The organism is Erwinia typographi (assembly GCF_000773975.1).
In the GTDB taxonomy this organism is placed as follows: Bacteria; Pseudomonadota; Gammaproteobacteria; order Enterobacterales; family Enterobacteriaceae; genus Erwinia; species Erwinia typographi.
In genome coordinates, this window is the sequence record NZ_JRUQ01000062.1 from 152,063 (window position 1) to 164,912 (window position 12,850).

8 protein-coding genes are annotated in these 12,850 nt (G+C 57.3%); 7 read left to right on the top strand and 1 reads right to left on the bottom strand.

The genetic code is table 11. The features are described from left to right. Nucleotides 1-86: 86 nt before the first annotated feature. The 3 genes from polB to rluA all read left to right on the top strand — a co-directional run bounded on the left by polB (nt 87) and on the right by rluA (nt 6,181). A complete protein-coding gene (gene polB / locus NG99_RS21795; RefSeq protein WP_034897688.1) occupies nt 87-2,447 on the top strand; it encodes a DNA polymerase II in 2,361 nt (786 codons plus the stop codon). A 132-nt stretch (nt 2,448-2,579) separates the two neighbouring features. Continuing rightward, the gene (gene rapA, locus NG99_RS21800) at nt 2,580-5,486 is read left to right on the top strand and encodes an RNA polymerase-associated protein RapA (RefSeq protein WP_034897690.1); all 2,907 of its coding nucleotides are present in this window, start codon (nt 2,580-2,582) and stop codon (nt 5,484-5,486) included. 41 nt (nt 5,487-5,527) lie between these two features. Next, nucleotides 5,528-6,181: a bifunctional tRNA pseudouridine(32) synthase/23S rRNA pseudouridine(746) synthase RluA gene (gene rluA, locus NG99_RS21805; RefSeq protein ID WP_034897693.1), complete on the top strand. Its 654-nt coding sequence runs from the start codon at nt 5,528-5,530 to the stop codon at nt 6,179-6,181. An 88-nt stretch (nt 6,182-6,269) separates the two neighbouring features. Here the strand turns inward: rluA and djlA are convergent, their stop codons facing one another. Then, the gene (gene djlA, locus NG99_RS21810) at nt 6,270-7,094 is read right to left on the bottom strand and encodes a co-chaperone DjlA (protein ID WP_034897696.1); all 825 of its coding nucleotides are present in this window, start codon (nt 7,092-7,094) and stop codon (nt 6,270-6,272) included. Between the two features lie 206 nt (nt 7,095-7,300). On the opposite strand from djlA, the gene lptD reads away from it, so the two are divergent. Genes lptD through rsmA form a run of 4 tightly spaced genes read left to right on the top strand, consistent with a single transcriptional unit; the run spans nt 7,301 to nt 12,849 of the window. Then, the gene (lptD, locus tag NG99_RS21815) at nt 7,301-9,703 is read left to right on the top strand and encodes an LPS assembly protein LptD (protein ID WP_034897698.1); all 2,403 of its coding nucleotides are present in this window, start codon (nt 7,301-7,303) and stop codon (nt 9,701-9,703) included. Between the two features lie 54 nt (nt 9,704-9,757). After that, nucleotides 9,758-11,053 carry a peptidylprolyl isomerase SurA gene (gene surA / locus NG99_RS21820; RefSeq protein WP_034897702.1) on the top strand — a complete coding sequence of 432 codons (1,296 nt, stop codon included), beginning with the start codon at nt 9,758-9,760 and terminating at the stop codon, nt 11,051-11,053. Next, on the top strand, nt 11,043-12,035 hold the full coding sequence (pdxA, locus tag NG99_RS21825; protein WP_034897705.1) for a 4-hydroxythreonine-4-phosphate dehydrogenase PdxA: 993 nt from the start codon (nt 11,043-11,045) through the stop codon (nt 12,033-12,035). Before surA ends, pdxA begins: the two co-directional genes overlap by 11 nt. After that, the gene (rsmA, locus tag NG99_RS21830; RefSeq protein WP_034897708.1) at nt 12,028-12,849 is read left to right on the top strand and encodes a 16S rRNA (adenine(1518)-N(6)/adenine(1519)-N(6))-dimethyltransferase RsmA; all 822 of its coding nucleotides are present in this window, start codon (nt 12,028-12,030) and stop codon (nt 12,847-12,849) included. The genes pdxA and rsmA overlap by 8 nt, the downstream gene beginning before the upstream one ends. The last annotated feature ends 1 nt before the right edge of the window (nt 12,850 follow it).

Below are 12,850 nucleotides of genomic sequence, written 5' to 3' on the forward strand. Positions count from 1 at the left end.
GGCTTGACGGACCGGCCAGTTGCCACAAGAACTGTATAAATAAACATGCTATTATTGTTTATTGATTCGGCAATAAAGGCTTCCAGGTGAACGACGCACGCGCAGGCTTTCTGCTTACCCGCCACTGGCGGGATACGCCTTCAGGCACCGAAGTGGTGCTGTGGCTGGCTACCGACGCTGGCCCACAACGGGTGGTGCTGCCGCCGCAGGAATCCGTCGCCTTTATTCCGCAAGAATACCAGCCTCAGGCTGAGGCGCTGCTTAAACAGGAGCGTCATTGCCGCCTTGTGCCGCTCAATCTGCAAGACTTCCGTCATCGTCCGGTGATCGGCCTTTATTGCCGACAGTACCGTCAGTTGCAGAAGCTGGAAAAGCTGCTGCGCGAGCAGGGCATAATGGTCTATGAAGCGGATATCCGCCCCCCCGAGCGTTATCTGATGGAGCGCTTTATTACTTCACCGGTGTGGTTCAGCGGGCAGCCCGCAGGCAACAGCCTGATCAACACTCGCCTGAAGCCAAACCCGGCGTATCGCCCGCCGCTGAAATGGGTCTCGCTGGACATTGAAACGACCCGCCACGGCGAGCTGTACTGCATTGGCCTGGAAGGCTGCGGCCAGCGCGACGTTTATATGCTGGGACCGGAGAACGGCGATGCCAGCGGGCTGGACTTCAATCTGGAATATGTTTCCAGCAGGCCGCAACTGCTGGAAAAACTCAACGACTGGTTTCTGCGGCACGATCCTGACGTACTGATTGGCTGGAACGTGGTGCAGTTCGATCTCCGCGTCTTGCAAAAGCACGCGGATCGTTACGGCATTTCTCTGCGGCTGGGGCGCAACAACGAAGCGCTGGAGTGGCGCGAGCACGGCTTCAAACCCGGTATTTTCTTTGCTCAGGCCACCGGCAGGCTGATTCTGGACGGCATTGAATCCTTAAAATCGGCCTTCTGGAATTTTGACTCATTCAGCCTTGAGGCCGTCTCCAGGGAACTGCTGGGCGAAGGCAAAGCGATTGGCAATCCCTGGGACCGAATGCAGGAGATCGATCTGCGCTTTGCGCAAGACAAACCCGCCCTCGCCCACTACAACCTTAAGGACTGCGAGCTGGTTACCCGTATTTTCCAGCATACGCAGCTGATGCCGTTCCTGCTTGAGCGCGCCACGGTTAACGGCCTGGCCGTCGACCGTCACGGCGGCTCGGTGGCCGCCTTCAGCCACCTTTATTTTCCGCGAATGCACCGCGCAGGCTTCGTCGCGCCGGGGCTGGGAGAAGTCGCGCCGGAGGCCAGCCCCGGCGGCTACGTTATGGACTCACGGCCAGGCCTGTATGATTCGGTGCTGGTGCTGGATTACAAAAGTCTTTACCCGTCGATTATTCGCAGCTTCCTGATCGATCCGGTCGGGCTGGTTGAAGGCCTGGCCCACCCGGATGATAAAGACTCGGTCAGCGGCTTTCGTGAGGCCCGGTTTTCCCGCACAACGCACTGCCTGCCGGAGATCGTCAACCAAATCTGGCAGGGGCGCGAAGCCGCGAGGAAGCAGGGCAACAAGCCGCTCTCCCAGGCGCTGAAGATCATCATGAACGCCTTTTACGGCGTGCTGGGCACCAGCGCCTGCCGCTTTTTCGATCCGCGACTGGCTTCCTCAATCACCCTGCGCGGCCACGAAATTATGCGGCAGACCAGGGAACTGGTGGAAGCCGAAGGCTATGACGTGATTTATGGCGACACGGATTCCACCTTTGTCTGGCTAAAAACGCCGCACGACCAGGCGTCGGCAGCCACTATCGGCCAGCAGCTGGTAGAAAAAGTCAACGCATGGTGGCGTCAGCATCTTCAGCAGACGTTCGGACTGGAGAGCGCCCTTGAGCTGGAATTTGAGACCCACTTCAGCCGTTTTCTGATGCCGACGATCCGCGGTGCCGAGCAGGGCAGCAAAAAGCGCTATGCCGGGATGATCCGTGAAGGCGAAACGGAACGAATGGTATTTAAAGGACTGGAAACCGTTCGTACCGACTGGACGCCGCTGGCGCAGCATTTCCAGCAGGAGCTCTACCGTCGCATCTTTAAAAAGCTGCCTTACCAGGATTACATCCGGCAAACGGTCCGTCAACTGCTGGATGGCGAGCTGGACGACCAGCTCACCTACAGCAAGCGGCTGCGTCGTCCGCTGAATGATTATCAGCGCAACGTGCCGCCGCACGTACGCGCAGCAAGGATCGCCGACGAGCAGAACGAGAAGCTCGGTCGCCCCCTGCTTTACCAGAACGGCGGCAAAATTCGCTACGTGATGGCGACCTCCGGGCCTGAACCGCTGGAGGCGCGTATTACCCCGCTGGATTACGATCATTACCTGACAAAACAGCTCCAGCCGGTGGCAGAGGGCATACTCCCCTTCCTGGAGGATGACTTTGCTACACTGGTAACAGGTCAGTTGGGGCTTTTTTGACAGGTGACGAACGCGTCACCTTCCAGTACCATAGCGCCCTTCCTGAACATCAGAATTTTCTGCCTGGCACCGGGTGCCGGGCAGTCGAGCTATTGCCTGTTATAACCTCTAAGAAAATCGAGCCGAATATTTATGCCTTTTACACTTGGTCAACGCTGGATCAGCGATACGGAAAGCGAATTGGGACTGGGCACTATCGTCGCGGTGGATACGCGCATGGTGACCGTGCTTTTTCCTGCCATCGGCGAAAACCGTCTTTATGCTAAAAATGATTCCCCTATTACCCGCGTCATTTTTAATCCTGGCGACACCATTACCTGCCACGAAGGCTGGCAGCTGGAAGTCGTTGACGTTATCGAAGAAAAGGGGCTGATTGCCTATCTCGGCACGCGACTGGACAGCGGAGAGACCGGCGTGACCCTGCGCGAAGTGATGCTCGACAGCAAGCTGGCGTTCAGCAAGCCGCAGGATCGCCTGTTTGCTGGGCAGTTGGATCGTATGGATCGCTTCGCCCTGCGCTTTCGCGCCCGTAAATACCAGAGCGAGCAGTATCGCCTTGCGGTCAGCGGCCTGCGCGGGATGCGCACCAGCCTGATCCCTCACCAGCTGCATATTGCCCACGACGTTGGCCGCCGCCATGCGCCGCGCGTACTGCTGGCGGATGAAGTCGGCCTGGGTAAAACCATTGAGGCCGGGATGATCGTCCACCAGCAGCTGCTGGCTGGCCGCGCCGAGCGCGTGCTGATTGTCGTGCCGGAGACGCTACAACATCAGTGGCTGGTTGAGATGCTTCGCCGCTTTAACCTGCGCTTCGCCCTGTTCGACGATGAGCGCTATGCTCAGGCCCAGCTCGACAGCGATAACGCCTTCGAGACCGAACAGCTGGTGATTTGCTCGCTCGACTTTGTGCGCCGCAACAAGCAGCGTCTGGAAATGCTGGCGGACGCCGCCTGGGATCTGCTGATTGTCGATGAAGCCCACCACCTGGCGTGGGAAGAGGGCCAGCCAAGCCGCGAGTATCAGGTCATCGAACAGCTGGCGGCGCACATTCCCGGCGTACTGCTGCTGACCGCCACGCCGGAGCAGCTGGGTATGGAGAGCCACTTTGCGCGCCTGCGCCTGCTCGATCCTAACCGTTTCCATGATTTTGCCGCTTTTGTCGAAGAGCAGCAGCATTTCCGCCCGATTGCCGATGCGGTGACCGGTCTGCTGGCCGATAAGCCGCTCAGCCAGGATCAGATGAATATGCTCAACGAGCTGGTCGGCGAGCAGGATATCGAGCCGCTGCTGCAAACCGCCAACAGCGAGCGCGACGGCAAGCTGGAAGCGCGTCAGGAACTGATCGCCATGCTGATGGATCGCCACGGCACCAGCCGCGTGCTGTTCCGCAACACCCGAAACGGCGTGAAGGGTTTCCCCAAACGCGAGCTGCACGAGATCCGCTTGCCGCTGCCAACGCAGTATCAGACGGCGATCAAAGTGTCTGGCATCATGAGCGCGCGTAAAGCCGTTGATGAACGCGCCCGCGATATGCTTTACCCGGAGCAGATTTATCAGGAGTTTGAAGGCGACAGCGGCACCTGGTGGAACTTCGATCCCCGCGTGGAATGGCTGATGGGCTTCCTGACCAGCCATCGCGATCAGAAGGTGCTGGTGATCTGTGCGAAAGCCGCCACCGCTCTCCAGCTTGAGCAGGTTTTGCGTGAGCGCGAAGGTATCCGTGCCGCCGTCTTCCACGAAGGTCTGTCGATCGTTGAACGTGACCGCGCGGCCGCCTGGTTTTCCTCAGAAGAAGAGGGCGCTCAGGTTCTGCTCTGCTCTGAAATCGGCTCCGAAGGTCGCAATTTCCAGTTCGCCAGCCAGATGGTGATGTTCGATCTGCCGTTTAACCCGGACCTGCTGGAGCAGCGCATTGGCCGTCTCGACCGCATCGGTCAGGCGCATGATATTCAGATCCACGTCCCTTATCTGGAAAAAACCGCCCAGTCCGTGCTGGTGCAGTGGTATCACGAAGGGCTGGACGCGTTTGAGCACACCTGCCCTACCGGCCGCGCGATCTATGATCGGGTTTATACCCAACTGGTTGAGTATCTGGCTTCGCCAGAAAATAGCGACGGCCTGCAGGCGTTTATTGCCGACTGTCGTAAGCAGCATATCGCGCTGAAAAGCCAGCTGGAGCTGGGGCGCGATCGCCTGCTGGAGCTGAACTCTAACGGCGGCGAGCAAGCCCAGGCGCTGGCGGAGAAAATCGGCGAGCAGGATAACGACACGGAACTGGTGAACTTTGCGCTCAACCTGTTTGATATTGTCGGGATTAACCAGGAAGATCGTAGCGATAACCTGATCGTGCTGACGCCCGGCGATCATATGCTGGTCCCGGATTTCCCCGGCCTGCCGGAAGATGGCTGCACCATCACCTTCGATCGCGGTCAGGCGCTCTCCCGCGAAGATGCTCAGTACGTGACCTGGGAGCACCCGATTGTGCGTAACGGTCTGGATCTGATCCTTTCCGGCGACACCGGGAGCTGCGCGCTCTCCCTGCTGAAAAACAAGGCGCTGCCGGTGGGCACGCTGCTCCTTGAGCTGATCTACGTGGTGGAAGCGCAGGCGCCGAAGCACCTACAGCTGACCCGTTTCCTGCCGCCAACGCCGGTGAGAATGCTGGTTGACCGCAAAGGCACCAATCTTGCCGGTAAGGTCGAGTTTGAAAGCTTTAACCGCCAGCTCAACGCCGTTAATCGTCATACCGGCAGCAAGCTGGTGAATGCCGTCCAGCAGGATGTGTATGCCATCCTCCAACTGGCGGAGGAGGAAGCCGCGGCGCAGGCTCGCCAGCTGATTGACGCTGCCCGTCAGGAAGCCGATGAAAAGCTGAGCGCCGAGCTGTCGCGTCTGGATGCGCTGAGCGCAGTGAACCCGAATATCCGTCAGGATGAGATCGATGCGCTGGAAAGCAACCGCGAGCAGGTTTTGTCGGCGCTGAACGAGGCAGGCTGGCGGCTTGACGCGCTACGCCTGATTGTCGTGACGCATCAGTAACCCACTACGGGGCGGCACAGGCCGCCCCAGACAGGCACGAGATGGAACCCTATAACCCACCGCAGCAACCCTGGCTTCATATCCTGTATCAGGATCAGCACATTATGGTTGTTAACAAACCGAGCGGCCTGCTGTCCGTTCCAGGCCGCCTTGAAGAGCATAAAGATAGCGTGATGACCCGCATCCAGCGCGATTTTCCTGCGGCGGAATCAGTACACCGGCTGGACATGGCGACCAGCGGGGTGATGGTGGTAGCGCTGACCAAGGCTGCCGAACGCGAGCTTAAGCGCCAGTTCCGCGAGCGCGAACCGCAAAAGACCTATGTGGCAAGGGTCTGGGGTCATCCCGAAAAAGAGCGGGGATGGGTGGATCTTCCGCTGATCTGCGACTGGCCAAACCGGCCAAAGCAGAAGGTGTGTTTCGAAACGGGGAAGTCGGCGCAAACCGAATATGAGGTGCTGGACTACGCGGCTGACAGCAGCGCCCGTGTTCAGCTAAAGCCGATTACCGGGCGCTCGCATCAGCTGAGGGTACATATGCTGGCGCTGGGCCACCCGATTCTCGGAGACAATTTTTATGCTCACGAGCAGGCAAAAGCGATGGCGCCTCGCCTACAGCTGCATGCCGAAATGCTGACCATCACCCATCCGCAGTACCACACGCCGATGACCTTCCGTCAGCCCGCCGACTTTTGAACAAGCGCTATCGTTAGGCGCGGGACGCTGGCATTCGTCCCCCACGCCAGCGGCCAAAATTGCAGGGCTGCATTAATGCAGCCCTCACTTATTTAAAGCCTTTCTCACGCTTAATCAGATCGTAAGCTGACTGAATTTCCTGCGCTTTCTGCTTCGCCATTTCCATCATCTGCGGCGGCAGGCCCTTCGCCACCAGCTTGTCAGGATGGTGCTCGCTCATCAGCTTGCGGTAAGCGCGTTTGATCGTCGTGGCGTCATCGCTGCTTTTCACCCCCAGCACGCTACAGGCATCTTCCAGCGTCGGCCCGCGTCCCGGCTGGCCAAAACCACCCTGCGAACCCGCCCCGCCGTGATACTGCCCGCCGCCAAACTGCTGGCCGCCTTCCATCATGCGCAGAAACTGGTCGAACTGCGCTCTGGAAATCCCCAGCTCTTCGGCGATGACGTACAGCACCTGCCGCTCGTTGGGATGCAGAGAGCCATCCGCAAACGCCGCCTGAATCTGAATTTCCAGAAACATCCTAATCAGATCGAAACGACCAAAGCAGGCGCTACGCAGTTCACGCAGCTTGCTGCGCAGCGGATAGTCGCCCTCTTTGCCTTCGCGAAAGGCGCGCTGAGCCGATGTTCTGGCCTCGCCATGCAGCTGCATACGCTCCATCAGCAGCGATGCCATCTGAATATCCGCGTCGGTGACCCGCCCTTTGGACTTGGTCAAATGCCCCATCACCTGGAAAGTCGTGCGGAAAAACAGCGTCTGTCTGGTTTGCTGATTAGCAAAATAGCCCTGTCCTTTAACCGCTCGCGCTTTATCAATCAGATGGCCGATCAACAGGCCGAATGCTAAACCCCAGAAGCCGGTGCCGCTTAATAAACCGAGCACAAGACCAATTACTTTTCCCCAATAGCGCATATTCTCCTCATTTCGCCATGCTGAAGGCTGGAAATTGCATTATCATACCTGTCATTTATCTCAGAGCCTAACGGCAACGCGGCCAAACAAGTCAGAATGGCCCATCGCTTTCACCTTTGCAGCCAACCCGGCGGCAATTTGAAAGATGAGGGGTTTAACACTAGCGCAACGCAGTTGAGTACGTTAGTCTCTGACCGTTTGTCGGCATGATGCCAGCTATCACGGAATTTTCGATACCGCGTATGAAAAAACGACTACCTACTTTGCTGGCCACGCTTATCGGCGCAGCGCTTTACAGCCAGCAGAGTCTGGCCGACGACCTCGCATCGCAATGTATGCTGGGCGTCCCAAGCTATAATCGTCCTCTGGTGCAGGGAAGTAATCCCAATGACCTGCCGGTAACGATCAACGCGGATAATGCCAAGGGCAACTACCCGGATAACGCCGTTTTCACCGGCAATGTTGATATCCAACAGGGGAATAGCCGCCTGCTCTCTGACGAGGTGCAGCTGCATCAGAAGCAGCAGCCTGGCCAGGCTACGCCCGTGCGCACCGTAGATGCCTTAGGCAATGTGCACTATGACGACAATCAGGTCATCCTGAAAGGTCCTAAAGCCTGGTCAAACCTGAACACCAAAGACACCAACGTCTGGAATGGCGATTACCAGATGGTCGGTCGTCAGGGCCGCGGGACTGGCGATCAGATGAAGCTGCGCGGCCAGAACCGTTACACCATTATGGAGAACGGCACCTTTACCTCCTGTCTGCCGGGCGACAACAGCTGGAGCGTCGCCGGGACGGAAATTATTCAGGACCGCGAAGAGCAGGTTGCTGAAATCTGGAACGCTCGCTTCAAAATTGGCTCGGTTCCGGTGCTGTACAGCCCTTACTTGCAGCTGCCGCTGGGCGACCGCCGCCGCTCGGGCTTCCTGATCCCGAACGCGAAATACGGCAGTTCCAACGGCTTTGAGTTCATCCTGCCTTATTACTGGAACATTGCGCCGCAGGCCGATGCCACCATCACCCCGCACTACATGAGTAACCGCGGGCTCCAGTTGCAGAATGAGTTCCGCTATCTCACTAAGGCCGGCGCTGGCCTGATGGAACTGGACTATCTGGGCTCGGATAACCAGTATGAGAAGGACGCCGCGTCGCGAAATATTTCGGACGATAAAGACTCCAAACGCTGGCTGTTCTACTGGAAACACTCCGGCGTGTACGACAAGAACTGGCGTTTTAACGTCGATTACACCAAGGTCAGCGATCCTTACTACTTTACCGACCTTGATTCTACCTACGGTAACTCGACCGACGGCTACGTGACGCAGAAATTTAGCGTGGGCTACGCCGAGAAAAACTGGGACGCCACGCTGTCGACCAAGCAGTTCCAAATCTTCTCCACCAATGCCAATAACGATGTCTATCGTGCAGAGCCGCAGTTTGACTTTAACTATTACCAAAATGACGTCGGTCCCTTTGACACGCACCTCTACGCCCAGGCGGTCAAATTTACCAACGTGAACGAAGAGCTGCCTGATGCAACCCGTTTGCACCTCGAGCCAACCATCAACCTGCCGCTGTCGAACGGCTGGGGCAGTCTGAATACCGAAGCCAAACTGCTGGCGACGCATTATGAACAGAATGACATTGATTATTACAACAACAGCGTCGACACCAGCAAAGTCAACCAGCTGAAAAGCAGCGTGAACCGCGTTATGCCGCAGTTCAAGGTAGACGGCAAGATGGTGTTCGACCGCAATATGGACTGGTCAGAAGGCTACACGCAAACGCTTGAACCGCGATTGCAGTACCTGTATCTGCCGTATCGCGATCAGAGCGACATCCGTGCCTATGACTCCACGCTGCTGCAAAGCGACTATACCGGCCTGTTCCGCGACCGTACCTACAGTGGTCTGGATCGCATCGCCTCAGCCAACCAGCTGACCAGCGGCGTGACCACGCGAATTTTTGATAACGATCTGGTTGAACGTTTTAACGCTTCCATAGGTCAAATCTACTCGTTCACTCCTTCCCGTACCGGTTTGGAGAGCGCAGACAGCGATGACCGCGGTAGCCTGGTGTGGGCTGGTGATACCTACTATCGCATCAGCGATCGCTGGAGCACCCGCGGGGGCCTTCAGTACGACACCCGCCTTGATAATATTTCGCAAGGCAATGCCGTACTGGAATATCGCCGTGATGCTGACCGGATGGTGCAGTTGAACTATCGCTACACCAGCCCGGAGTATATTGCGCAAACGTTGAGTACAGTGACTAACCCAGGGTATCAGGACGGTATTTCGCAGGTAGGCGCAACGGCAAGCTGGCCAATCGCTGATGCCTGGTCGGTAGTGGGCGCGTGGTATTACGATACTAAAGCGAAACAGCCGGCCGATCAGCTGCTTGGCATACAGTACAGCTCCTGCTGCTACGCCATCCGTCTGGGCTACGAGCGTAAAATCACCAGTTGGAATAGCGAAAACAGTACCAGTAATTACGACAATAAAATCTCGTTCAACATTGAGCTACGTGGCCTGAGTCCTTCTTATAGCCTCGGCACCGATCAAATGCTGCGTCAGGGCATCCTGCCTTATCAGCGCTCTTTCTGATGTAGTGATAATTAGTATGCAAACCCGCAGTGCGGATAAAAGAATGGAAAAAGTATGAAGAACTGGAGAATGCTGATCCTTGGTGCCGCGCTGACAGCCAGCACCGCGTTTGCAGCCCCGCAGGTTGTTGATAAAGTCGCCGCCGTGGTAAACAACGGCGTGGTTTTGGAAAGTGATGTCGACGGCATGATGCAGTCGGTAAAGGGTCAGGCTCAGCAGGCTGGTCAGCAGCTTCCTGACGACAAAACGTTGCGCCATCAGATCGTTGAACGCCTGGTAATGGACAACATTCTGCTGCAAATGGCTAAAACCGCCGGGATTCAGATTACGGATGCCCAGTTGGATCAGGCGATTCAGAACATTGCTGCGCAGAACAACATGTCTATGGACCAGTTGCGTAGCCGCCTGGCTTACGACGGCATGAACTATGGCACCTACCGCGAGCAGATCCGCAAGGAGATGACCATCGCGGAAGTGCGTAACAACGAAGTGCGCCGTCGGATCACCATTCTGCCGCAGGAAGTTGACTCCCTGTCGAAGCAGGTTGCCTCGCAGAACAATGCCAGCACCGAGCTAAACCTCAGCCACATCCTGCTGCCGCTGCCGGAAAACCCAACGCAGCAGCAGGTGGATGACCAGGAAAACCTGGCTAAACAGCTGGTAGGCGAAAGCAAAAGCGGCGCGGACTTTGGCAAGCTGGCGATTACCTACTCTGCCGATCCTCAGGCGTTGAAAGGCGGCAACATGGGCTGGGGCAAAATTCAGGAACTCCCTTCCCTGTTCGCTCAGGCGCTGGTGACCGCGAAGAAAGGCGATATCATTGGTCCGATTCGTTCAGGCGTGGGCTTCCATATCCTGAAAGTCAACGATATCCGTGGCGACAATCAGAGTGTTTCGGTGACCGAAGTTCACGCTCGTCATATTCTGCTGAAGTCTTCGCCCGTGATGACCGACGAGCAGGCGCGCCAGAAGCTGGAGCAGGTTTCTGCTGATATCAACAGCGGTAAAACCACCTTCGCCCAGGCGGCCCGCCAGCTCTCGCAGGATCCAGGCTCGGCTAATCAGGGCGGCGATTTAGGCTGGAGCTCGCCAGAAATGTACGACCCGGCCTTCCGCGATGCGCTGCTGAAGCTGCAAAAAGGCCAGATGAGCGCGCCTGTGCACTCTTCCTTTGGCTGGCATCTGATTCAGCTGCTGGACACCCGCAAGGTGGACAAAACCGACGCGGCGCAGAAAGAGCGGGCTTACCGCCTGCTGTTTAACCGTAAGTTTGCTGAAGAAGCGCAGACCTGGATGCAAGAGCAGCGTGCTTCAGCCTACGTGAAGATTCTGGACGCTAATGCTCAGTAACGTACGCGTGGCGATCACTCCCGGCGAACCCGCCGGGATTGGTCCTGATGTTACCCTGCAACTGGCCCAGCGCGACTGGCCAGTTGAGCTGGTAGTGTGTGCCGATCCCGCGTTGCTGCGCGAGCGAGCGGCAACGCTGGGTTTACCCCTGACCTTAAGAACCTGGCAGCCCGGCGTGCCCGCTCAGCCGCAAAAGGCCGGAACGCTTACCGTGCTGCCCATTCCCCTTCGCCAGCCCGTTAAGGCTGGTGAGCTTTGCATAGCGAACGGCCATTACGTTCTGGAAACCCTGACGCGAGCCTGTGACGGCTGTCTGACGGGAAAATTTTCCGCCTTAGTGACCGGCCCGGTGCACAAAGGCGTCATTAACGATGCGGGCATCCCCTTCAGCGGTCATACTGAGTTCTTCGCCGAGCGTTCAAAGCGCGAGCGCGTAGTGATGATGCTGGCGACAGAAGAGCTGCGCGTGGCGCTGGCCACGACGCATTTACCGCTGAAGGCAGTGTCTGACGCCATTACTCGCGAAAGTCTGCACGAAGTGATTGGCATTCTGCACGCGGATTTGCAAAGCAAATTCGGCCTGGCCTCACCGCACATTTTTGTCTGCGGCCTGAATCCACATGCCGGTGAAGGCGGTCATATGGGCCGGGAAGAGATTGACGTCATCATTCCCGCGCTGGATGAGCTTCGCCAGCAGGGGATGCAGTTGACCGGCCCTTTGCCAGCCGACACGCTGTTCCAACCCAAATATTTGCAACATGCCGATGCCGTGCTCGCGATGTATCACGATCAGGGGCTTCCGGTGCTAAAATATCAGGGATTCGGCCGAGCGGTGAATATCACCCTCGGCCTGCCCTTTATCCGTACCTCCGTTGACCACGGCACCGCTCTGGAGCTGGCAGGCAAAGGCAACGCAGAGGCGGGCAGCTTTATTACGGCGCTTAACCTCGCCATCACCATGATCAAGAGCAGTAATGAATAATCGCGTCCACCAGGGGCACTTCGCCCGCAAACGTTTCGGGCAGAACTTCCTTAACGACAAGTATATTATCGACAGTATTGTCTCCGCTATTCACCCGCAGAAAGGCGAGATAGTCGTCGAGATCGGCCCCGGGCTGGCGGCGTTAACCGAACCGGTTGGCGAGCGTCTGGACGCCATGACGGTGATCGAAATTGACCGCGATCTGGCGGCCCGTCTGCAAACCCACCCGTTCCTGGGCCCTAAGCTGACCATCTTTCAGCAGGATGCGATGACCTTTGACTTTGCCGCGTACGCCAAAGAGAAAGGCCAGTCGCTGCGCGTGTTTGGCAACCTGCCCTACAATATCTCTACGCCATTGATGTTCCACCTTTTCAGCTATACTAGTGCGATCCGTGATATGCATTTCATGCTGCAAAAAGAGGTGGTAAACCGCCTGGTTGCGGGCCCTGGCAGCAAGGCCTATGGCCGTCTTACCGTGATGGCGCAGTATTACTGCCAGGTTATCCCGGTGCTGGAAGTTCCGCCGGAATCCTTCACGCCAGCGCCAAAAGTAGAATCAGCCGTGGTGCGTTTAATGCCGCATACCACGATTGCCAATCCGGTGCAGGATATGCGCGTCCTCAGCCGGATCACTACGGAAGCCTTTGGCAAGCGTCGCAAAACGCTGCGCAACAGCCTGGGCCATCTGTTTTCGCTGGAGGCATTGCAGGAGATGAACATCGACCCCACGCTGCGGGCGGAAAACATCTCCGTCGCACAATACTGCCAGCTGGCTAACTGGCTGATTGCGCATCCCCCGACGCAGGAGAGTTAGA